The following is a 22,262-nucleotide window of genomic DNA, read 5'->3' as shown; positions in this document are numbered from 1 at the left end:
CAACTTTGCAAGGTCCGGTTACTCAGCAGCGCAGCCATTGGCAGCGATCGCAGCGAAGGTCAGCCAGGGTCGTATCATAGCAGTAACCCAAATTTTATCGTCAGCATCGTCAGCATCGTCAGCCGACTGAGATTGTGTGCTTGGCTGACGATACTGACGATGCTGACGATAAACTATATGGTTGTGATCTGGATAAGCCGTTCGCCTGACTTCCCACGACGTTCAAAGCTGAGAGCAATGCCGCGTCTACGAAGCGGTGGTTGCACACGTCGAAGCGCGGCGCTGAGTTTGTTTTCCTGCCGTGGAAAGCTGTATGGATCATCTGTGAGCGCCGGAAAGCGCTGGCGGAGGGTTTGCTTGAGGTCGGTCGCGGTGCCTTCCCAGTGCTTCTGAGCCCCCATGAGGCGCAAGATTGCCAATGCTACCGGGTTGTTTTCGATTGCGGATTGGTCGCTGGTCTCTCTGTTTGCCGCGTAGGAGTCCAGAAACGCCCCCTCAGGCCACCCTAAGGCTGGCGCTGCGGCTACGACCCATTTTGCAAAGTCCGCCATTCTGGGGGCCTCTGAGAGGCTCACAGAATCAATTCGGGAAAGAGCGGTTGAAACCGCATCTAGAAGAGCCCCCAGAATGAAGGGGGCCGCTTTGGCGAAGTCTCGATTAAAACTACCAAGTGTGCGGCGTTCACGTGATGAGATCACCGGCAGGGTGACGCCAATAGAGCGGTCGGCCAGATCGGGGCGTGCAGCCAGATCCGGTATGCCGTTCAACAGACAGGGACGGGTCGCGTTGAACAATACCTCGTCTGTGTCTGTGTGCAGCTTCCTGGTGCCAAAGCCGCCGCCAGTGGCAATCCGGCAAAAAGCATCAGCCATCATTGGGCGGATGTTGGACAGATTGTCGAAAGACAGGACATGGTTGTGCTTGGCTGCAATCACCAAATCCTGTTCTGTTGAGGGTGTGCTGCGGGTGCTGGGATTGGCTGGATCAACCAGGCTGCGCAAAATCTGCGCTGTCGTGCTTTTGGCGCTGCCCTGTTCACCTGACAGGATCAGGATGGGGTAGGGACCTTTGGGATGGAAGCAGCCGACGACCCAGGCGACAAGCATCCGGAAGTCATCGTCATCTTTGACGTTGAGGAAGGGGCGCAGAAGCTCGATGCCGTCGCTGTGCCGTTCTGGAACGGGCAACGCATCCGTAGATGGCGACCGACGGAACCGGGTCATAGGATGGGTGACCACCTGCCAACCCTCGGCGGTAATTGCGACCGCCTGCCAGCTTGCATCCCCAAGGTCGAGATAGATGGTTCGACCAATAGAGGCGATCCGCGAGAAGACGGGATGGGTTTCGCCTCCAAACAGCGCTTCTCCCTCCAGCATTCGCCGCCGATCTTCGAGGGCCGTTGCCGATGGAACCTTTCCCTCGGTCTGAAAGTGAGCGTAGGCCAAGTGTCTTTGAAAGGTCCTGGATGCAGTCGGCCAATGTTCAAAATGGCCGTCCCTTCGCAGAGTTGCATAAGTCTCATCCTGGGGTGTTCTCCAAAGTTCCATCCCGTCGAGGACATTCGGAGAGTCAGATGTCGATTTCTGCGATGGGGAGTTTCTTGTGTCTCCCTTGCCGAGCACGGCTTCATCGCCAATGTCTTTGGGCGCTGCCATTTCCAGAAGGGCGTCTATTTCTGTCCGCCCAAAACCCAGGTCCAAGAAATCGGCTACGTCCCAACCTTTCACCAGGTCGATCTGTGTCCCCGTGATCTCGTGTAGGGTAGAAGCCGAGATCGGGATTAGGCGTGCTTCGGATTTCCCTACCCTACCCGGCGTAGGGGTAGGGGAAGGTCCCAGGGTACGGGTCAGATCAAGGACGTATTTCTGACCCGCGTCGTCTTGGTCTCCCCACGCGTATACGCGGCGCCCGTGTAGCGGGGAGAGGTCCGCTTTCTTCCAGCCGTTGCTGCCGCCGAACGTGGTTGTTGCCAGGTATCCAAGCGCGGTCAGTGCGTCCGCGCATTTCTCGCCTTCAACCAGGATGATCGGGGTTGAAGGGTCCGCGCTCACAACTTTGTCCAGGTTGTAGATTGGACGCAGGTCCAGCGCCTTCCATTTCCCCTGCGCCACATCGTAGGGGAGGAAGTATTTCCCCCCGTCGGGCAGATTGTACCTGTTCGCGACAAGTACCGGATTACCTGCCACATCTCGGTAGACGAACTGTTGGGACGCAACGCCCTTGGTCGGATGCGCTAGGGAGAAAAATTCGTGTTTCATGCGCTCATTCCCAATTGCCGCTTCAGTTCCAATGCCGCTTGCTTCTGTGAGAGGCCGTTGAGATAGGCGAACAAGCTGATCGGGTCGCCGCCTTTGTCAGGCGTCGCAAAGTCCGCCCAAAACCCGTTATCAACATTGATCCGGAAAGAGCCTGGGCGGCGATCGTTGCGGGTGGGATTGAGCGCGACCCATTCACGCCCTTCCAGCCTCCCTCCCGGTAACCACTTGGCGAGAAGGCTTTCCTGGCGCGCCAGGCAAATGGTGGACCTGTCACGGTATTGTTCCGCCCCTTTGAGAGCATATTCTGCCCCAAAGGAGATACACCATGGCACCACGACCATCCGAAGAATTCAAACGCGACGCAGTGCGGATCGCACTGACCAGCGGGCTGACCCGCCGACAGGCGTCCTCCGATCTTGGGGTTGGTATGTCCACCCTGTGCAAGTGGATCAGAACCTATCGTGACGCGGACGTTGTTTCGAAAGAGGATCAGGAACTGGCCAATGAGAACGAGCGCCTTCGCCGGGAAAACCGCCTTCTACGTGAGGAGAGGGAGCTGCTAAAAAAAGCAACAATCTTCTTTGCGGACCAAAGCAAATGAGGTTTTCATTTGTTGAAAAGCACCGCAATAGCATTCCCACAGAGCGACTTTGCCGGATTGTGGATGTCACCCCACGTGGCTACCGAGCCTGGCGCAAACGCCCTGCCTGCCAGCGTCAACGTGGGGATATGGTTCTGTTGGCCCACATCCGGGAGCAGCACCGCCTGAGTTTGCAGAGCTACGGCCGACCGAGAATGGTCGAAGAACTGAAAGAGCTTGGTCTGGATATTGGTCACCGCCGTGTCGGCCGATTGATGCGCCAGAACGGCATATCTGTTGTCAGAACCCGTAAGTACAAGGCCACAACGGACAGCAATCACAAGTTCAACATCACGCCAAACCTGCTGAACCGGAACTTCTCAGCAGATCGACCCAATCAAAAATGGGTTGTCGATATCAGCTACATCTGGGCCCGCGAGGGCTGGCTCTATCTGGCCGTGGTTCTGGACCTGTACTCCAGGCGCGTGGTCGGTTGGGCTGTCAGCAACCGGATGAAGCGTGATCTGGCCATACGGGCGCTGAACATGGCCATAGCCCTGCGCAGGCCGCCCAAAGGATGCATCCATCATTCTGATAGGGGCAGCCAATATTGCTCGCAGGATTACCAGAAAATCCTGCGCCAGTATGGCTTCAAGGTATCCATGAGCGGCAAGGGTAATTGCTATGATAACGCCGCAATGGAAACCTTCTTCAAAACCATCAAGGCGGAATTGATCTGGCGGCACTCTTGGCAAACCCGCAGGGCTGCTGAGATCGCCATCTTCGAGTACATTAATGGGTTCTATAATCCCCGCCGGAGACACTCGGCATTAGGCTGGAAAAGTCCCTTGGCTTTTGAAAAGATCGCCGCCTAAATGAGCACAAGGGGCGGAACGAAAGCGGGACAGGTCCAGTCCACTGCCCGGCAGGGTTATGCGCAGCATGATCCCGAGAAGGGGAATGGTGGATCAATCCGGGAACGGGGCCTCTGCGGCCCAGAGCCATCTTCAGGGCGTCGCAGCAGAGCTCCGCGCGCATATGGCCCTCCATCGCCCAACCGACAATTTCTCGCGTGGCCATATCTTTGATGCCAGCCAGATAAAGCCAGCCCTCGTCCGTGCCGAGATAGGTAATATCCGCCAACCAAACTGTGTTGGGCGTCTGGCAGTGGAAGTTTTGCTCTAACAAGTTTGGTGATGGTCTCAATTTATGGTTGCGGTCGGTTGTAACAGGCTTTCTACGCTTGCGCAGAAGCGGAGACACCTTGTTTTCTTTCATTATTATCGCCACACGCCGCTCAGAAGCGATCTCACCATCAGCCATTAGATCCTGATGAATGCGCTTGGACCCATAGCATTTCCCGCTGGCTTTGAAAAACGCCTTTATCTTTGGCAGCAACTCCAGATCTCGCGCTTCACGGATGACAAGCCGCTGATCGCGGGCGTCCCATTTGGTGCCCCTTTCATGGACAGGGGTAAAGTACCCCAGTGTCCGGGAACAAGGACGAGGTTCATTTGCGACGAGCCATTGAAACCGCACGGGCAAAATGCGCTTTCGCAACGGCCGCCTGAGTGCTATCCGTTTTTGCAAGGGTTGTGCATTGGTCCGGACCCCTTTCGAACCGGAACCAATAGCTGCCAGAGGTGCCGGAAATTAGACTTATTCTTCATTGTGGATGTCACAAAACTGGAACGACGGCCTTTCAAAATTTTTGCGCCTTAAACCGCTCCCGCCTTCATAGGTTTGGCATTCTCTACCCACAGCACGAGCATCCGACCCAGCACAGTAGTCTGATGTGGCGAATTCAGGCCGAAGGCGTTTCAATTCTTGGTGAATTCCTGCAAGATTGCCGCGCGAAAGCTGGCGAAGGCTGCGATACGGTGCTGTTGAGTGGGGAGGACTTCGAAAATGCAATTGTTGATCTCACACTGGCCTCCGAAATCGAGACATTGGCGCGCGATATTGGGTTCTCTGAAGTCATATGGGTTGTTGTCGATCGGGATAAGCACGATTATGCAGCTTCGATATATGCTGAAATGAGCAGACATGGCGTTGTATTACAGCGAAGCGTGGTCGCTGAAGCGTTAAAAAAGCGTGGCTGTCTTTATGTCTCCACGCATAATTTCAATTACATTTTCGCCCTCGATTTTGCGCGCTTCAAGGAACGATTTAGGGCATCACTAAACGGTGAGTTAGTGGAGTATTCGATGAACGATTTTGTGGCCGACCGACCCGGTAGCATCCTGTTGAAAAGGCTGATGACTCAATCGCGGTACGAAGAATTCATGGCGACGGCTGAGTTTAGTACTGAGGTCGCAAACCAACGGATTTCCAGTCGAAAAGTCGAGAAAAATTATCTCGCCACAGCATTGAACCTGACGGCGATACGCCGCCGTATATTCCCATGGAACCCTATAGTTGCACTTCTGGCCACGCTCAGAAGTTGAATGCATCCGATTTGGTTAGGTCGGGCTCGCTTCTGCCTCTCGCTGCGATCCAAATGAAGGCCAACTAAGCGTCGGCTCTCAATCAGGTGGCGATGGGCTAGATACATACGATTTGGATAAGCCGTTGGCCTGTTTTGCCGATACGTTCAAAACCGATTGCAGTGCAACTTCTATTCCCGGAGACTATCTTTACCGCTGTGTCGCCCTATTACTGACGACACCGCAAACGAGGCAAACCTTATACGTTTTGGCATCGACGGTTTCCTTGGCGATCAAGACTGAACTAGCCAAGACCACGCCGCAAGGCAGAAGTATTTCGAAGGCGACTTTACGGCACAATCTCACTAAAGTAAGCCAATTCATGATGTCATCTGTGCAAAATCATATTCCATGACCTCACTCGAGAGCCGCAGAAACCACGAGAGTTCTTGAAATGAACGGACTACAGAGAGCAATTAGGCGCCTAGGCTGGAAGACGCGCGAAAGCATCGTCTACATGGGCCTTACTGTACCTCTTGAAGGGGACCATATCACCAGGCCAATTTTTGATCAGTTGAGTTGGGTTGGATATGAGACACCGGAAATCGAAGCACTTCTGGCGCTCGTTCGTTCTGGAGATCGCATTTTGGAGGCAGGTGTAGGCCTTGGTGTGGTCTCGGCGTTGGCGGCAAAGCACTTCCCGGATGCGAAAATCCGTAGCTATGAAGCAAACCCTATGCTTATTGCTCCCATACAAGACTTGTACCGTAGAAATGGCCTCACCACTATCGATCTACGTAATGAAATTCTTGTACGTGGAGTAGCAGGCGACAGTCATCGTACTTTCTACATTCATGAGTCATTTGCTGAAAGTTCACTCCTGGAACCAGAAGGGGGAGCGGCGTCGGTTGTAAGCGTGCCGACTGAAAATTTCGAACATGTATTGTCTGAATTTGCGCCTGACGTCCTGGTCATCGATATTGAAGGCGGTGAGGAGGAACTTCTTTGCGCTGTCGATTTGACGGAAATTCGCGTTCTTGTCCTTGAGCTCCATCCAAAAGTAGTCTCGCGTCAGGGGATCAAAGAAATCTATGATTCCTGTGCTGCCGCCGGCTTATACCCTCGTTGCGATCTATCAACGGGAAACGTAGTCGCGTTTGAGAAGGTCACTTGAAACATCTCCAAATGTCTCGTCAAAATGCACTGGAATGGAGGATGGAAAGCGAAAATTTAGTTGACCGAATATTGCAGATATGCTGAATGAAAATCGTCTTCTCGTCATTCAAAATTGTACGGGTGACGCGAAAAATGTACCTTACCTTACCTCAGATTAGACCAGTGCCGCTGCCTTCAATTGCCTCGAACGCTTCAATAATCCGACTGCAAATCATTGAATCCACTCAAGAGATTAATAAGTTGAAATACGATACCAGTATGATCGTCCTGACTTTCAATCAGGAGGCTTACGTGCGTCAAGCAGTGGAAGCCGCTCTTGCGCAAACCGGAAAGCCAATTGAGATACTTATCTCTGACGATTGTTCAACAGACTCGACTTTCACAGTGATCAAAGAGGTTGTTGAGGGGTATCGTGGCCCCCACAAAGTTGTCGTAAACCGGAATGATGTAAATATAGGGCTAGTCGCGCACATAAACCAATCTGTTCTCCGGACAGAAGGTGAAATAATTGTCCCCGCATATGGTGATGACGTATCATTCCCAGAGCGGGCAACTTGCATACAAGCTGCGTTTAGCAAAGACTCCCCTCTATTAGTTCACTCACACGCAATGCCGATAGACAAAAATGGGCAGGAATGCAGCTCGGACTATAGAACCGCAGACGTGTTCAAGACCCATGACCCTTGGCCCTTGGCCCCGTCTTTGTGTCACTACCTCGGAGCTTCAGGAGGCTGGAGCCGCGAGCTATTCAGAAAGTACGGACCACTAAACCGATCCCAGGTGTTCGACGACCACATCCTGGGGTTTCGAGCCGCACTCGAAGGTCGAATTACCTTGATAAATGAACCGCTTCTTTATTATCGCGAAGGTGTGGGGATCTCTCACCTTGATTTCAAAGACCGACGTCGTAGTGCAATCTGTGTGCGACGGATCAGAATTCAGACGATCGGCAAGGCAGTCTATGCTGACCGCCTGGACGATGCTCGGATTTTTGGCCTCGCTCACGACGACCCGATCATCTCACTGCTCAAAACGAGACTCTTCCTCAGCCGCGCACGGCTATCATTCTACACGAATAGGTACGATTTTTTCCCGTTATTTTTGAAGAATCCGAAACTGACGCTGAAAGCCTATTCTAGCGAGCTATTTCACCTTTTAAAAAGACGCTGAAAATACCTTTTGCGACACAGGTTGTATTCTTGGTCGTGGTAGGTGCCTACAGCTCAGGGTGGCATCATGCCGCCCTTGATAAGCGCAAGCCCGACAGAACATCCTTCGGGCCAAGCAGAAATACGAAAAGCGGCCTGAACAGAAAGCCGACACATCTTAACTAAACCGCAAACCTATCCCGAAAAACAGACCACTGAGCGCCCCCCCCCCCCCCCGAAATTCGGACACTGGCGTAGGCTGCAATTTGTAGTCTGCTGATCCTCAATACGAAGGAGATCAGATATGACGAAGCGGAAGCAACTTCACCCAGAGTTTAAGGCCAAGGTCGCGCTGTAAGCGCTGAAACGCGCGGAGATGGTCAGCGAGCTGGCCAGCCGGTTCGGTGTTCACCCAACGAAGATCCATCAGTGGAAACGGGCTTTGCTGGAAGGCGCTTCAGACCTGTTTGAGCGCGGTGGCCGAAAACCCCCGGAAGTTGATGAAGAGCAGGTAAAAGCTGAGACTGAGATGAACCTCGATCTGATGCGGGTGATCGACCAGCCGGTGTTGGAAACCCCGTTTTATGGCGTTCGCCAGCCTGTCGGGACATTGCTGCGCAGGTGCCCTGTCGGTCGGCGGATGACAGGGCACCTGCGGAATGAAGAAAACCTGGTCAATGAGAAACGGATCAGACGTTTGATGCGGCTGCTGGGCCTCATGCCGATTGACCAAAAGCCGAACAGCCGTTGCCCGGCAATACATGCTTGCATGTGCGAGAGGGGGCAAACCCGCAAAGGGCCATAAGATTTAACCCTACTTGCTACGTGGCCTGCGGGTGGGTCGGCCCAATCAAGTTTGGTGTGCCGACATCACCTATCTACCCCCTCTCATGCATATAAACATGCTCTGCCGGGCAGTGGATGGACGGCAAAGGCGGGTTCCTCGGCAACATCTTCATGGAACGGCTCTGGCGGCCTCCTGAATACGAATGCGTCTATCTGCATGCCTGGGAGAGCAGATCCGAAGCGAAGGCGGGCGTCAGAAAATGGATCGAGTTCTACAATCACAAGCGCCCACACTCAGCCCTTGGCGGCCAACCACCCGCCGTGGTTTACTGGCAGAGAATTATAACAACCAACCCCGACCAGCAGGTGCAGAGAGTAGCTTAATTTACGCCAAAATCTGTCCAACTATTGGGGAGTAACTTACCAGAGGCGCATCTGGCGTTTTACGAAGCCCACAACGCAGAGGTGCGTGCGTTCTTCGCCGAGCTAGGCCGGACGGATCTTTTGCTGGAGGTGTGTTGGGAAAAGGGGCATGGCTGGAATGAGCTATGCGACTTCTTAGGTGAACCGGTGCCCGACGAGCCGATGCCAATGGCAAATGTCATGGCCACCCGTGCCAAATCAGGTCATGAGGCAGCCAACCGGACCCTTTTGTGGTTGACCTCAGTCAACCGGTGGCTGACTGGCCGACGCCCCGAGCGGCCTTACAACAGCTAATTCTGCCTGCCGCCCGCCGTGATTGGTGCCTCCGGCGGGGCAGCTTGGTTTTTATTTTGGTCTTGAACCATTTCGGGCATCGGTTTGCTCCAGTTGCGCTTCAATGTTTTGATTCTGGCTCGAATCAAAACAGTAAAAACAACAGTAAATCCCGCTGGAGTTTACTGTTGGGTGCTTTATTCAAGCCATTGAAAAGGCTGGAAAAATGCACGCGAATACCTTCGTTTCCGGGTTTTGCGTCCTCGGGATGTGTTTGGGGCTGGGTGTTGTGCAGGTGCGGCCTGACCAAATCAAAATGCGCCTTCGCCGACAGGCCAACGTTAATTTATCCAAGAGCGTTCAAGGCATCAAAGGCGGCCTTTGCCCGGGGAGGGTGCCGAAGTTACGCCGGGTCACTCCGTTGAAATAGTTGCCATATTCACGATCCGGCAACCTGCGGCCTCTAATGGTCAACGGAACGACTTCTGGTGCCTGACGGGCAAGGACCTATTTATGCAAAAAAGATCACTTATTCGGGCAGGGCTGCTGGCGATGGCCTGCATGGCTCCAACTGTTGGGTTGGGGTTTACCGCGGCGGACGCGGTCAGCGGAAGCATCAGGATTGATGCGACTAGTTGCGATATTGGCTGGAGTGTTGATGCAACCGGTTTTACAGCCGTCAGTATATGGATAAATGCCGTCTTAAGTGAAGAAGCCGGAGGGAGTTACTTTGCTTCAAGTGTATATAGTACTGTAAACGCTGACCCTATAACAATCAGCGGCCTGGCCCAGTGCCTCGGAACTCCATCGTCCAATATTTCTGGCCTGAGCCAAGATGGCGCAGACGGGTCATTTGCATCCGACACCTATATTGGATTTTCATTCACTCTGGGCACTGCCGTCGGATCACTCGGGGCTGGTCCTCACGAATTTTCCAGCGATGGCACTACGCCGGTGGTGCCGGATACTTCAGTTGAAGAGACCCAGAAGACCATCGCGCGCTTTTTGCATGGCCGCGCCAACCAGTTGATTTCCAATCAGCCGGATCTGACCGGATTTCTCAGCGGCACCGTCGGCGGGGAATTCGATGTGAATGTGACACGGGGCCTGGGCAATTTCAATCTGGCGGCAGGTGCCGAACAGCCCGTCTGGATCCAGCTCAGAGGTGCGTGGTCAAAGGATGACGGCGCCGACAGCCGCGCGGTCTTTGGCGCCCTTGGCAGCCATCGCAAAATCAGCGAGACCGTTCTGCTTGGCGCCATGCTGCAGTTTGACCACCAGTCACAGGACGAGGGTGATATGGCGATAGAGGGCACTGGTTGGCTTGCCGGGCCCTATGTTGTGGCCAAGATGGTCGATCAACCGCTGTTCCTTGAGGCGCGTATGCTCTATGGCCAATCTTCCAACACGGTGACGCCTTTTGGCACCCATAGCGATGATTTTGACACCTCACGCCTGCTGACGCAGATACAGGTGAGCGGTGATGTCTACCAGGGCCGCACCCGTTTCAGTCCCTTTCTGAATGCGGCCTATGCTGCGGAGGAACAAAAGACCTACCAGGACAGCCTGGGCAATCTTGTCCCCACGCAAAAGGTTGAGTTGATGCAGATGGCTTTGGGTTTGGACGCGACCCAGCCTGTGCCGTTGAAGGGAGGCGATCTGGAGCTGCGCGCCGGGGTCTCGGGGATCTGGTCGAACACTGGTGGCACTGAGGTCGCAGAGAGCATTCTGCCAGGCTATTCCGGCTGGCGGGGCAAGGTGAACCTTGGCCTGAATTATGTGAGCAACACCAGCGGAACCTTTGCGCTGTCGGCCTATCTGGATGGGCTGGGGGCACAGAGCTATGAAAGTTATGGTCTGCAGCTGGACTATAGCCTGGCGTTCTAGCAACGGCCACCCTCTGGCGCGCTCTGCGGCCTGTCCTAAACGGCGTCCGAAATCGGATGCCGACAGGCGCCGCCGTCACCGTCGCTACCGGCCCATAGGACGTCCCGCCGTTGATCTGAAACTCAGGCAAGACTCAGGCAAGACTAAAGAGAGATTTGACAAAAGGGTTGCTCATCTGAGCCTTCATGCAAAGCAATTGATCCGTATTGATCGCTGTCATATCGGTGATTGGTATAGCCGTCAGCCGCCCATCACAGGGCGCTTCATTTTCATAGGCAAATCCGATCCCCATACCTCGCTTTACCGCTTCTATCACGCCCTCGCGGCTGCTGACCTCCAGCTTGGGTTGTTCGAGCACTCCAAGATCCCGCAACGCCGCATTGACTTTTTGCTGAGTGCTGGACCCGGTTTCCCGAAAGATCAGATCATGACCGGCCAGTGTCGCCATGGTTAATTCCTGTTGTCCTGCCAGGCTGTGATCATGCCGCAGCAGGGCAACCATGCTTTGACGGCAGATGTCCTGCCGCATAACGCTGGCATCTGGCCGCGCTCCGGCCATGACCGCAGCATCGACGCGCAGTTGCTGCAGATTGTCCCAGGTCGTATCCGCATTGGCCAATCGCAATTCAACCCGCACATTGGGGTTCTGCTGCCGAAACTTTGCGACCAGGTCGAGCGCAACATGGGGCCCGTCGGCCCCCAGCACCAATGTGCCGGACATGCCGCCAGCGGCCGAGGTTAGGATGTCGTTGGCATCTCGCTGGGCGCGCAGCAATCGGCTGGTTGCCTCAAACAGCGCCTGCCCATTGGGACTAAGCCGCAACTCGTGTCCATTGCGGCGAAACAAATTCACCTTGCGGCCCTGCTCCAGCGCCTTGATCTGGATGGACACCGCCGGCTGGGTTAGCTTCAGAAGCTCCGCCGCTTTCTGGATCGAGCCTTCGGTGGCAACCGCATGGAACGCTTTCAGCTGGGCAAGTGTCATGAAAATTCTGCTTATGTTTTTTTATATTTTATAAATTGGACAGAATCCACGTCAAGTGGTTACTGACGGGCAATACTGCTTTCGGATAGGACCAGAAAAATGGATGCACCCACACCTAACTACATGTTCGACCCTTCGGAAAAACCGTCTCGGGATCTTTTCGAAGTGCCGCTCATCGTTGCCACTGACGAAAGTGTGAAGGGCTATGGATGCCTGGTCGACGATCCCGCCAAATTTGACATTGAAATTGTTCAATGGCCTGCGCAGGGCTGGCGCCCGATTGATGCCAACACCGGTGACGAGGCTGGCTATGTCGAAGGCACCTTCCGCTGTGACTGGAAGGGCGACATTCTTTATGGGGTGAATGAGGCGGTCAACGGCAACTATGTCCTGGGCTGGTCAACCGACCCGCAGACCGCCTCGGCAGAGGCCCAGACCGAGCCGCGCAACAAGGTGCTGTTGTGGCACATGAACTATCACCCGGACGGCGGCCAGTTGTTTTTCCCGCTGGATAACAAACCCTTTGTGGTGCCTGTGGCGCTGCCTGGCGACGACCTGAAACCAGAGAAAGTTGTGGCGTTCTGGGCGGATGGCTCCAAGGGTCTCTATATCCACCCCGGCATCTGGCACGAGGGAATATTCCCGGTCGAAGACCAGCAGCGTTTCCTGGACCGTCAGGGTAAGGTGCATGCCCGTGTCAGTTGCGACATCGGCGAAGAGTTTGGTGTCTATCTCTCTGTGCCGCTGCAGCTGACCTGATCGGGGGCGGCGAAACCTTGGGCTTTGTCAGTTGCTAGACTTCCCGGTCGGCGTGGGGTATCTGCTGGTCAAATTGCACCTGATTGGATCGCGATGGCCTCTCGGGCGTCGCGAACCCTCATAAGCCAAGGATGTTCGGCCCTTTGTTGCCCGCTGCTGACATATTCCGAATTATTTCCCCGGCTCTCTGACCTATGAGACGCCGGGCCAAGGTGTTTGAGACCTCGCACCGTACGCTTTTGATATTCCCGAACAGACCATCCAAAGGACGCCCCCATGAGCGCCGACACGCCCGAAGCCCCAGACTATAAATCCACGCTGAACCTGCCCAAGACCGATTTCCCCATGCGGGCCGGCCTGCCCAAGCGCGAGCCTATGTGGCTGGACCGCTGGGCCAAGATTGGCGTCTATGACCGGTTGCGCGAGAAAACAGACCGCGAACCGTTCACCCTGCATGACGGCCCGCCCTATGCCAACGGCCATCTGCACATCGGTCACGCGCTGAACAAGACCATCAAGGACATGATCGTGCGTAGCCACCAGATGATGGGCTTTGACGCGCGTTACGTTCCGGGCTGGGACTGCCACGGTCTGCCGATCGAGTGGAAGATCGAAGAGCAGTACCGCAAGAAGGGCAAGAACAAGGACGACGTCGATATCATCGACTTCCGTCAGGAATGCCGCAAATTTGCCGAGGGCTGGGTCGATATCCAGCGCGAAGAATTCAAGCGTCTGGGCATCACCGGCAACTGGGATGATCCATACCTGACCATGGCGTACCATGCGGAGGCGGTGATCGCAGCGGAATTCCAGAAGTTCCTGATGAACGGCACGCTCTACCAAGGCTCCAAGCCCGTGATGTGGTCGCCTGTCGAGAAAACCGCACTGGCCGAGGCCGAGGTCGAGTACCACGACAAAGAGAGCCACACCATCTGGGTGAAGTTCAAGGTGGCTAAGGCAGAACCAAAGACGTCAGGCTGGTCTGCGAGAGATCTTGATGGTGAGGATCTCAACGAGAACAACGTCGGGGAATTGTCGCGAAGGCTATCCGCAATTGAAGACGCATATGTTGTAATCTGGACCACTACACCTTGGACGATCCCTTCGAACAAGGCAGTCGTTTATGGGAAAGACATTGCATACGGGTTGTACGAAGTTACGGGCACCCCCGAAGAGTCTTGGGTCAATGTCGGCGAAAAGTACCTGCTGGCTGATAATCTCGCTGCCGACGTGATGAAGCGCGCGCGCTTAGCCGAAGATCAGTATTCCCGTTTGAGAGACGTAACGAACGAAGAATTGGAGAGCATTTCTCTTTCCCACCCCCTCGCAGGTGCCGAAGGCGGTAATGGCGAATGGGACGACATCCGCGACTTCCGCGCCGCGCCCTTTGTCACCGACACCGAAGGCACCGGCTTTGTGCACTGTGCGCCGAGCCACGGTATGGAGGAATTTGAGCTCTACCGTGATCTGGGCATGCTGGAGCAGGTCATCACCTATAACGTGCTGGACGACGGCGGCTTTCGCGCTGATCTGCCGTTCTTTGGTGGCAGCTACATCCTCAACCGCAAGGGCGGCGAGGGTGATGCCAATAAGAAAATCATCGACAAGCTGGTTGAGGTTGGCGGCCTGCTGGCGCGTGGCAAGATCAAGCACAGCTATCCGCATTCCTGGCGCTCCAAGGCGCCGATCATCTATCGCAATACGCCACAGTGGTTTGCCGCCGTGGATCGTGAAATCGGCGACGATCAGGACACCCACGGCAAGACCATCCGCGACCGGGCGCTGACCTCGATTGATGAGCTGGTCAAATGGACGCCGCAAAAGGGCCGCAACCGCCTGTTTTCGATGATCGAAAGCCGCCCCGACTGGGTGCTGTCACGCCAACGCGCCTGGGGCGTGCCGCTGACCTGTTTCGTGAAAAAGGGCCTGCTGCCCACCGATCCCGGCTTCCTGCTGCGTGACGACGCGGTGAATGCTCGCGTTGTCGCCGCGTTTGAGGTTGAGGGCGCTGATGCCTGGTACATGGACGGTGCCAAAGAGCGGTTCTTGGGCGATGACTATAACGCGGATGAGTGGGAGCAGGTGTTCGACGTGCTCGACGTTTGGTTCGATTCCGGCTCGACCCACGCCTTTGTGCTGCGCGACCGCGAAGATGGCACCAAGGACGGCATCGCCGATGTCTATATGGAGGGCACCGACCAGCACCGTGGTTGGTTCCACTCGTCGCTGTTGCAGGCCTGTGGCACCCTGGGCCGCGCGCCCTATCGCAATGTGGTGACCCATGGGTTCACGCTGGATGCCAAGGGCATGAAAATGTCCAAGTCGCTGGGCAATACCATCGTGCCGGAAACCGTGATTAAACAATACGGCGCCGATATCCTGCGGCTCTGGGTGGCGCAGACCGACTATACCGCCGACCAGCGGATCGGACCTGAAATCCTCAAAGGCGTGGCCGACAGCTATCGCCGGTTGCGCAATACCATGCGTTATATTCTGGGGTCTCTGGGGGAGTTCTCGGAAGATCAGCGGGTTGCGCCTGCGGATATGCCCGAGCTGGAGCAATGGGTGCTGCACCGCATGGCCGAGCTCGACCACAAGGTACGCAGCGGCTATCAGGCGTTTGACTTCCAGGGTGTGTTCTCGGCGGTGTTCAATTTTGCCACCGTGGATATGTCGGCCTTCTACTTCGATGTGCGCAAGGATGCGCTGTATTGTGATGGCGATACGCTGAATGCCCGTGCCGCCCGCACCGTGCTGGATCTGCTGTTCCACCGTCTCACCGCCTGGCTGGCCCCGATCCTGGTGTTCACCATGGAAGAGGTCTGGCTGGAGCGTTATCCCGGCGACGACAGCTCGATCCACCTGACCGATATGCCCGACACGCCGGCTGACTGGCTGAACGAACCGCTGGCGGCGAAATGGGCTGGCATCCGTCAGGCCCGCCGCGTGGTGACTGCGGCGCTGGAGATCCAGCGGACCGATAAGGTGATCGGTGCTTCGCTTGAGGCCTCACCTGTGGTGCATATCCGCGACGACGAAGCACGTGCTGCGCTGGCTTCGGTGAATTTTGCCGATATCTGCATCACCTCTGGGGTCGAGCTGACCGGCGATCCAGCCCCGGCCGAGGCCTTCCGTATGCCCGAAGTGGACGGTATTTCGGTGGTGTTTGAGAAGGCCGATGGCGAGAAATGCCAGCGCTGCTGGAAGATCCTGCCGGATGTGGGCCAGCACGGTCACGATGGTGTTTGCGGCCGTTGCAACGAGGCGCTTGGCTAACGATTAAGACACTGCAAGCACGTCAGTGCCTTGCGCGCCGCCCTTTCCCTCGATGGGAGAGGGCGGCGCATTTTGTTTCAGGGCTGCATATGCAGCGTTACATGAACAGCGCGGCGACGTCATATTCGGCTGTGGCAACCTGATCGGCAGCATCCGCAGTGCTGGCGGCCAGCCCCAGAATGATCGATTCCATGTCGGCCTCGCTGGGCGGGGGCAGGGTGGTTGCCGCGTCTTGAGATGTCTCGTCGACCACGCCCACGGCTTGGACTGCATCGGTGATTTCGGCAGGAACCGAAGGTTCCGTAGGGGCCACCGCTTGCGTCTCTTCCGCTGGGGCCGCCTGTTTGGCGCGCCAGCCCCAGGCCTTGGCATGGTCTGGCGGCCCGGGTTGTTTGTTAACTGTGGTTGAGTTGAGTGCCGTGCTGAGGCCACCAACAGCTGAGATAGAAGTCATAGTGTGTCTCCAAAGGATTTGGGAGCGGCGTGAGTGCTTCCATGATCCTAAGGACGATTTGTTAAAATGCGGCTGAAACATAATAAGGCCAGCGGCCCGGTACGCTTAGAATTTAAATTGTATTTTCAAAGCGCCGAAAGGAGGCCGGAAAATCACCATTTGGTGCGGACTGTCAGATGTTTAAAATCTTACCGGTCCGGCACTGTTCGCCATTGGTCCGCAACGCCTTACACTAGGATGTTCAGGATCTGGCGGTACTGCATCTGCGCGGTGATGGCGCTGACAGGGGTGGGGCCTGCGTGGTGGCCAGAGCGCAGATCCTGATAGTTGATCTGCAGGCCATTCGGGCGCTCATTTGTCAGCGCTGCCAAACGGGCAGTGGTCCGGGCTGGGCCTACATATTGGGTCTGCAGGTATTTCTGACGCGCATCTTCAACAGTCTTGGCGGCGGCAGCGACCCGGTCGAGCTCTTGGTTCTTTTCGACAGCGGCGATGGCATCGGCCTGAAGGATCGCGGCTTTGGCGGCCCGGTTGACGGGCTTGTAAATGCTAATGCTGGAAGCTGCCAAGATCATTTTGCTGCACCTTTGGTTTCAAATTCTTCACGTGTTTAGCTCGAATTTTAGCAAAAGTGAGAAGTATTCTTAATAAAGGTTAACGCGATCAGGGGCTGATGAGCAGGCGCTGATGGGGCGCACCTTGGGCGTGTTAGTGTTTGTATTAATGCGCATCGCACCCTTGCGCAGATTGTTGCAATGACTGAGGGTGCACCCCATGCCCATAGCCTCGCTTCAAACTCCAGTTGGTCTACTCTCGGTCCACGAGCGCGAGGGCGCTATTGTGCGGCTGGACTGGTCTGCGGCTGGCGGCGCACAAACGGCCCTGCTGGATGCGGCGCTGGATCAGTTGCGGGCCTATTTTGCCGGCGAATTGCAGGTCTTTGATTTGCCGCTTCAGGTGGAGGGGTCTGATTTTCAGCGCGCGGTCTGTGCCGCCATGTCAGCGATCCCATTTGGCGAGACCCGCAGTTATGGTGACATTGCCCGCGAATTGGGCGGCGCCGCGCAGCCGGTGGGCAATGCCTGTGGCGCCAATCCGATCCCGGTGATCATCCCCTGCCATAGGGTCTTGGCGGCCAATGGGCTGGGTGGGTTTTCCGGCGCGGGCGGGGTCGAGACCAAGGTGGCGCTGTTAAGGCACGAAGGTGCTGCCGGGTTGTTGATTTGAGGACCGCATGAGCGCGACACTGTTTCTGGCCGTCCTGTTTGCGGCCTTTCTTCACGCGGGCTGGAACGCGCTGGTCAAAACCGGTGGCGACAAGCTGCAGGCGATGTTCATCCTGTCCACCTCGCAGGGGGCGATGGGGCTACTGATGGCGCTTGTCCTGCCGCTGCCTCAGGGGCAGATCTGGCTGTGGTTGCTGGCCTCGGGGCTGGTGCATTCGCTGTACAAGTTTTTCCTGACCTCGGCCTATGAACACGGCGACCTGAGCCGGGTCTATCCGATTGCCCGCGGGCTGGCGCCGATGCTGGTGGCGCTGGTCGGGGTGTTCGTTCTGGCCGATCAATTGTCGCTGCTGGAGTATCTGGGGATCGCCGCGCTGGGCACCGGTATCATTGCCATGGCACGCGGGGTGTTCAGCAATGGTGAAAGTCGGCATATGCTGCGCTTTGCCTTTGCCTCGGCGCTGATGACAGCCTGCTATTCGCTGATCGACGGGCTGGGTGCCCGCGAGGCAGGCGATGCCACCCTGTTTGTCGCCTGGATGTTCCTGATCGACGGGGTGATTTTTGGATCCTGGGCCCTGTGGCACCGGGGCACCTCGGTGCTGACCGCCAGACGTCGGGTATGGTTGCGCGGCTGCATGGCCGGAGGCGCCTCGCTGGCGGCCTATTGGATTGCGGTCTGGGCGATGACCCAGGCGCCGATTGCGCTGGTGACGGCGCTGCGCGAGACCTCGATCCTGTTTGCGGTGCTGATTGGCGTGCTGGTGTTCCGCGAGCGGTTTGACCGCGCCAAGGCGGTGGCCACGTTGCTGATTGTTGGCGGTGTGGTGCTGACGCGGATCTAGCTTGGGTCAGCTGAGAAACACTTAGGGCGTCTTAGCTGTTCTGAGATTTGCGCTGAACCGGAACGACCTGCTGAACCACACCGACAAACAGCAAGTAGACCGAAGTCACCACCAAGCCCCAATGGGCCCAGCTTTGCGGGTGGAAATCCACCCAGGCGGCCCAGCCGGCAAAGAAGGTCCAGGCCAGCGCCATCGGCAATGTCACCAGACGCCAGCGCTCGGTGCGGACCGGATGGACGAACTTTAGCGGCAGGAACATCGCCACGGATAGCGCTGTGACCAGCGCCATGCTGGTCCAGTGGCTGGGCTGCAGGGCAAAGATCACCAGCACCAGCATGTTCCAGCAACCGGGAAAGCCCGAGAATGAGTTGTCCTTGGTCTTCATCCGGGTATCAGCAAAATACATCGCACTGGCAAAGGTGATGACGATGATCGCAAACCAACCGGTCCAGCCTGCCATCAGCCCCGAATTGAACAGCGCAAAGGCCGGGATGAACACATATGTCAGATAGTCGATGATCAAATCCAGCAGCACCCCGTCAAATTCCGGCGCGTAGCGTTTGACGTGATAGCGCCGTGCCAAGGGCCCGTCGACGCCATCCACCGCAAAGGCGACCACCAACCACAGGAACATCAAGTCCCACTTTGCATCGACGGCTGCCAGCATTGCCAACATCGCCAAAACGGCGCCGGTGGCGGTAAAAAGATGAACACTAAGGGCGCGGATCTGAGGAGTCATTAGACTGTGATGCCGAATTTCCCCCCAGCCCGCAAGGGCTCAACTATCAGTCGAGCCATTTTCCATTGCTTTGTGGAACAGGATCTCGGCCAATTCACTGGCAGCTTTATTCCCAGTCCCCTGATTGCCCGGGCCGTCTGCCGGAACGAATTCACCTCGTGCAGCCTTGGCGGCGCGGTAAGACCCAAACTCCTGGTCGGAAATCTGACCGTCCCCATCAAGGTCCAACTCTTTCAGCATGTGACTGAAATCGAGCTGACCCGCGTGACTTTCTAGTGTTACGGGAGAGGGGGCCGGGGTCGTGGCGTTGGGCAGCGGTGTGGCTGTTGAAATAATCATCTTGGCGTCCTTTCTGGAACAATACGAGGCCAAGACACCTGAAAGGTTTTAACCGCAGGTTGATACGCTGTGGTTTTAATCCCCTGTATTTTAAATATGTTTTCTGACCTTGCCGTTTTTGCAGGCAAGGCCAGAAACAAGATCAGTTGCCAACGCGGACCTCCTCCAGCGGATAGGCCAGGAAATCCTGTTCTTCCCAGCTCATGTGGCAATCGTGGCAAAAACCCTGCTTGAATTTCATCGGCTTGCCATTGGGCTGAATGCCCCCATAGAGCCAGTCGGCGGTCTCGGGCGCGGCTCCAGCCTCGAGCTTGGTCATCAAGAACAGCGGCCCAACCACAGCCGCGATCTTCTTTTTGTTGATCTTGATGCTTTCCTTGGCCAGTCGCGACCCAGCCGGCATTACAACGCCCTCTTCGGCGAATTTCAGGTATTGTTCGGCGGCGATGTCGTTGGCATAGGTCAGCAGCAGCCGGTTGCCATGCGCCCCGGCCACGCCGTGACGGGTGCCCGTGACAGTCCAGTTGCGATAGTTCTTGGCCACCATGTCCCCACCTTTGCTATAGCCCTCGACCATTTTGTCGCCAATGCAGTCGTAGATGCTGGCGATGTCGGTTTCAGTCAAATCAAAGGGTTCGGTGATTGAAACCTGGCAATCCTGCGCCTGTGCGGCAGTACTGACGAGCAGGGCGACTGATGCTACAGCCGCAAATCTCACTAGGTGGTTCATGGTGTTGGCTCCCGTTGTTTTGCTATCACCGGCTTGGCTTCACAAAACTAGCGGTTTCCGGCGGATCCACATTGCACGATGCTACACAAGCTCGTGACAGGGTCAGGCCTTGGGGTGGGTGCGATTGTAGATTTCCATCAGATGCGCGGTGTTGACGGCGGTATAGGCCTGGGTTGTCGACAGCGAGGCATGCCCCAACAGCTCTTGGATCGCCCGCAAATCACCGCCGGCCTCCAGCAGGTGGGTGGCAAAGCTGTGGCGCAGCGCATGCGGGGTGGCGGTTGCGGGCAGTCCCAGCTGGGCCCGCGCCTTGGCCATCACGCCCTGAATCAGCCGCGGGTTCAAGGCGCCGCCCCGCACCCCGCGAAACAATGGCCCGTTGTGGTCCAGAGAGTGGGGGCACAGGGACAAGTACCGATCAACCGCACCTCGGGCGGCGTTGATCACTGGAACAATGCGTTCCTTGCCGCCCTTGCCGGTGATCCTCAGCACGGCGGCGATGGGTGCGTCTTTGCCTTGCAACCTCAGTGCCTCGGATATGCGCAAGCCGCAGCCATAAAGCAGGGTCACCACCGCCACATCCCGCGCCGCCACCCAATCTGATTGCGACTGCAGTTCAACCGTGTCCAAAACCGCCTTGGCAGCCTCAGCCGCCAGCGGCCGCGGCAGTTTTTTCTGGAATTTGGGGGCGCGGGCCATCAGCACCGCGCTTGGCTCAAAGCCTTCGCGTTCAGCCAGCCAGCGATAAAAGCTTTTGACTGCCGACAGTTTGCGCGCCAGTGAGCGCGCGCCGGTGCCGGAATTGCGACTCTCGGCCATCCAGGCGCGCATGTCGCTGATGGTGATGTCCTGCAGCGCGCCCAGCCCCTGAGGGCTGCCGAAATGCAGCGTCATAAACGACAGGAACTCGCCCACATCGCCGCGATAGGCGGTGAGGGTATTTTCGGCGGCCCCGTTCAGCGCACTTTGACTGGCCAGCCAATGCTGCAGTGCATCGCGGCAGGCTGGCGATAGCAGGCTCAAGACAGCCAGTGGCGCATCGACCGTTCAAAGACATTGCCAAAGAAGGTCAGCAGGTCGGTGCCATGCTGCGGGGTGAATTGATGCGGGTCTTCGGCGCCCAGCACCAGCAGGCCGGGCAGGCGGCCATTGCCAAGATCCAGCTTCAGGCAAGCCTCCGAGCGGATCCAGTCTGCCTTGTCGCCATAGATCTGCTGCGCCGCCCCTTGCACCTGTCGTAGCGTGACCTGCCGTACGGTGCCGCCGCGCCCCTGGCTGATGTAGTCATCAATGAAACCGGGCTCAACTATGTTGAGAACTTCGCCCATGCGTTTGACCGCCGGATCTTTATCATCCTGCACCGTTTCCAGGACCAGAGTCACCGCCTCCAGTCGCAGGATTTCCGCAATGTCACCGCGTAGGTTCTGCAGAAAATCCTCAAAATTGGTGGGGTCCATCAGCGCCAGAATGGCCCGGTGTATCTGATTGGTGCCGGCCAGATTGTCATAGGCCGCCGCAATGACCGAGCGGTGTGTGTCTTCCAACCGATCCAGCCGCGCCTCCATCCGCTCCATCGCGATGCCGCGCAGATCAACGATATTGGCGCCCATGGCGCGTTCATTGGCGGCAACCAGCGCGTTCATCGCCAATGGATCGTCAAGCACCGCATCGGGTTTGTCGACAATGGCCCGGCGCAGGGCGTCTTCGAGTTTAGGACTGCTGCTCATCTCATGACCTCTGCTGGGTTTGGCGCAGGGTATAACATGAGTTTTAATGAAAGGTGGGGAAATTTTGTGCAGGCGCGGCTTTTTGCGCAGCCTAGTCAAATTGGCGGCTCTAATCTTAAAGATCGCATAACCATGATAGCGAACTTGTGCAGCCGTCAAAGATGTCTGAAACCCAAAAAACCTTCGACGCTGTCACGATGCTTTGGCTAAGCCAACCGAAATGAT

At 56.5% G+C, this 22,262-nt stretch carries 22 protein-coding genes and 1 pseudogene; 12 read left to right on the top strand and 11 right to left on the bottom strand.

All coding sequences use genetic code 11. From position 1 onward, the window contains the following. Window positions 1-173: 173 nt before the first annotated feature. Both QPJ95_RS03325 and QPJ95_RS03320 read right to left on the bottom strand, forming a co-directional pair. Entirely contained in the window at window positions 174-2,258 is a 2,085-nt protein-coding gene (locus QPJ95_RS03325) for a hypothetical protein (RefSeq protein WP_270921188.1), read from the bottom strand. Then, on the bottom strand, window positions 2,255-2,590 hold the full coding sequence (locus tag QPJ95_RS03320; protein ID WP_270921189.1) for a hypothetical protein: 336 nt from the start codon (window positions 2,588-2,590) through the stop codon (window positions 2,255-2,257). The genes QPJ95_RS03325 and QPJ95_RS03320 overlap by 4 nt, the downstream gene beginning before the upstream one ends. Here QPJ95_RS03320 and QPJ95_RS03315 point away from each other — a divergent pair. Beyond that, a protein-coding gene (locus QPJ95_RS03315) for an IS3 family transposase (RefSeq protein ID WP_390922452.1) occupies window positions 2,584-3,713 on the top strand; the annotation gives its coding sequence in 2 pieces (ribosomal slippage) (window positions 2,584-2,827 and window positions 2,827-3,713; 1,131 coding nt in all). The two genes, QPJ95_RS03320 and QPJ95_RS03315, sit on opposite strands and share 7 nt — an antisense overlap. Here QPJ95_RS03315 and QPJ95_RS03310 read toward each other — a convergent pair. Further along, a complete protein-coding gene (locus tag QPJ95_RS03310) occupies window positions 3,631-4,377 on the bottom strand; it encodes a DDE-type integrase/transposase/recombinase (protein ID WP_270918405.1) in 747 nt (248 codons plus the stop codon). The genes QPJ95_RS03315 and QPJ95_RS03310 overlap by 83 nt on opposite strands. Window positions 4,378-4,631: 254 nt before the next feature. Here QPJ95_RS03310 and QPJ95_RS03305 point away from each other — a divergent pair, with 254 nt between their 5' ends. The 7 genes and pseudogenes from QPJ95_RS03305 (at window position 4,632) to QPJ95_RS03280 (ending at window position 10,957) form a co-directional block, all read left to right on the top strand. Continuing rightward, a complete protein-coding gene (locus tag QPJ95_RS03305) occupies window positions 4,632-5,285 on the top strand; it encodes a hypothetical protein (protein WP_270918397.1) in 654 nt (217 codons plus the stop codon). Between the two features lie 496 nt (window positions 5,286-5,781). Further along, entirely contained in the window at window positions 5,782-6,438 is a 657-nt protein-coding gene (locus tag QPJ95_RS03300) for an FkbM family methyltransferase (RefSeq protein ID WP_270918396.1), read from the top strand. A gap of 86 nt (window positions 6,439-6,524) precedes the next feature. Next, window positions 6,525-7,610 carry a glycosyltransferase gene (locus QPJ95_RS03295; protein ID WP_270918395.1) on the top strand — a complete coding sequence of 362 codons (1,086 nt, stop codon included), beginning with the start codon at window positions 6,525-6,527 and terminating at the stop codon, window positions 7,608-7,610. 354 nt (window positions 7,611-7,964) lie between these two features. Then, on the top strand, window positions 7,965-8,393 hold the full coding sequence (locus QPJ95_RS24135) for an IS3 family transposase (protein ID WP_390923109.1): 429 nt from the start codon (window positions 7,965-7,967) through the stop codon (window positions 8,391-8,393). Window positions 8,394-8,505: 112 nt separating this feature from the next. Then, window positions 8,506-8,758: pseudogene (locus QPJ95_RS24130) on the top strand (integrase core domain-containing protein); the annotation flags it as partial. A 24-nt stretch (window positions 8,759-8,782) separates the two neighbouring features. Continuing rightward, on the top strand, window positions 8,783-9,091 hold the full coding sequence (locus tag QPJ95_RS03285) for a sulfotransferase (RefSeq protein ID WP_270918394.1): 309 nt from the start codon (window positions 8,783-8,785) through the stop codon (window positions 9,089-9,091). Window positions 9,092-9,583: 492 nt separating this feature from the next. Beyond that, window positions 9,584-10,957 carry an autotransporter outer membrane beta-barrel domain-containing protein gene (locus tag QPJ95_RS03280; protein WP_270918393.1) on the top strand — a complete coding sequence of 458 codons (1,374 nt, stop codon included), beginning with the start codon at window positions 9,584-9,586 and terminating at the stop codon, window positions 10,955-10,957. 133 nt (window positions 10,958-11,090) lie between these two features. Here QPJ95_RS03280 and QPJ95_RS03275 read toward each other — a convergent pair whose 3' ends face one another. Further along, on the bottom strand, window positions 11,091-11,942 hold the full coding sequence (locus QPJ95_RS03275) for a LysR substrate-binding domain-containing protein (RefSeq protein ID WP_270918392.1): 852 nt from the start codon (window positions 11,940-11,942) through the stop codon (window positions 11,091-11,093). 99 nt (window positions 11,943-12,041) lie between these two features. Here QPJ95_RS03275 and QPJ95_RS03270 point away from each other — a divergent pair, with 99 nt between their 5' ends. Continuing rightward, complete coding sequence (locus QPJ95_RS03270; protein ID WP_270918391.1) at window positions 12,042-12,701, top strand: ureidoglycolate lyase; 660 nt, start codon at window positions 12,042-12,044, stop codon at window positions 12,699-12,701. A 276-nt stretch (window positions 12,702-12,977) separates the two neighbouring features. Further along, a complete protein-coding gene (gene ileS, locus QPJ95_RS03265; RefSeq protein WP_270918390.1) occupies window positions 12,978-15,977 on the top strand; it encodes an isoleucine--tRNA ligase in 3,000 nt (999 codons plus the stop codon). A 97-nt stretch (window positions 15,978-16,074) separates the two neighbouring features. Here the strand turns inward: ileS and QPJ95_RS03260 are convergent, their stop codons facing one another. Together QPJ95_RS03260 and QPJ95_RS03255 are read right to left on the bottom strand one after the other, a co-directional pair. Then, window positions 16,075-16,431 (bottom strand): hypothetical protein, encoded by a 357-nt coding sequence (locus tag QPJ95_RS03260; RefSeq protein ID WP_270918389.1) that lies wholly within the window; start codon window positions 16,429-16,431, stop codon window positions 16,075-16,077. Between the two features lie 227 nt (window positions 16,432-16,658). Then, window positions 16,659-17,006, bottom strand: coding sequence for a hypothetical protein (locus QPJ95_RS03255; protein WP_270918388.1), 348 nt, complete (start codon window positions 17,004-17,006; stop codon window positions 16,659-16,661). 199 nt (window positions 17,007-17,205) lie between these two features. On the opposite strand from QPJ95_RS03255, the gene QPJ95_RS03250 reads away from it, so the two are divergent. Together QPJ95_RS03250 and QPJ95_RS03245 are read left to right on the top strand one after the other, a co-directional pair. Then, entirely contained in the window at window positions 17,206-17,658 is a 453-nt protein-coding gene (locus QPJ95_RS03250; protein ID WP_270918387.1) for a methylated-DNA--[protein]-cysteine S-methyltransferase, read from the top strand. Window positions 17,659-17,665: 7 nt separating this feature from the next. Next, window positions 17,666-18,502: an EamA family transporter gene (locus tag QPJ95_RS03245; protein ID WP_270918386.1), complete on the top strand. Its 837-nt coding sequence runs from the start codon at window positions 17,666-17,668 to the stop codon at window positions 18,500-18,502. A 31-nt stretch (window positions 18,503-18,533) separates the two neighbouring features. Here QPJ95_RS03245 and QPJ95_RS03240 read toward each other — a convergent pair whose 3' ends face one another. The 5 genes from QPJ95_RS03240 to QPJ95_RS03220 form a co-directional block, all read right to left on the bottom strand. After that, window positions 18,534-19,241 (bottom strand): CDP-alcohol phosphatidyltransferase family protein, encoded by a 708-nt coding sequence (locus QPJ95_RS03240; protein WP_270918385.1) that lies wholly within the window; start codon window positions 19,239-19,241, stop codon window positions 18,534-18,536. Between the two features lie 39 nt (window positions 19,242-19,280). Then, window positions 19,281-19,580 carry an EF-hand domain-containing protein gene (locus QPJ95_RS03235; RefSeq protein ID WP_270918384.1) on the bottom strand — a complete coding sequence of 100 codons (300 nt, stop codon included), beginning with the start codon at window positions 19,578-19,580 and terminating at the stop codon, window positions 19,281-19,283. A gap of 142 nt (window positions 19,581-19,722) precedes the next feature. Next, window positions 19,723-20,310, bottom strand: a complete 588-nt coding sequence (locus tag QPJ95_RS03230; RefSeq protein WP_270918383.1) for a cytochrome P460 family protein — start codon at window positions 20,308-20,310, stop codon at window positions 19,723-19,725. 102 nt (window positions 20,311-20,412) lie between these two features. Further along, entirely contained in the window at window positions 20,413-21,333 is a 921-nt protein-coding gene (locus QPJ95_RS03225; protein WP_270918382.1) for a tyrosine recombinase XerC, read from the bottom strand. Continuing rightward, window positions 21,330-22,037: a DUF484 family protein gene (locus QPJ95_RS03220; RefSeq protein ID WP_270918381.1), complete on the bottom strand. Its 708-nt coding sequence runs from the start codon at window positions 22,035-22,037 to the stop codon at window positions 21,330-21,332. Before QPJ95_RS03220 ends, QPJ95_RS03225 begins: the two co-directional genes overlap by 4 nt. Window positions 22,038-22,262: the final 225 nt, after the last annotated feature.

Origin of the sequence: Parasedimentitalea psychrophila (assembly GCF_030285785.1) — a bacterium.
GTDB classification, from domain to species: domain Bacteria; phylum Pseudomonadota; class Alphaproteobacteria; order Rhodobacterales; family Rhodobacteraceae; genus Parasedimentitalea; species Parasedimentitalea psychrophila.
The sequence above is the reverse complement of the archived record's forward strand: the minus strand, read 5'-3'. Positions and strand labels throughout refer to the sequence as shown.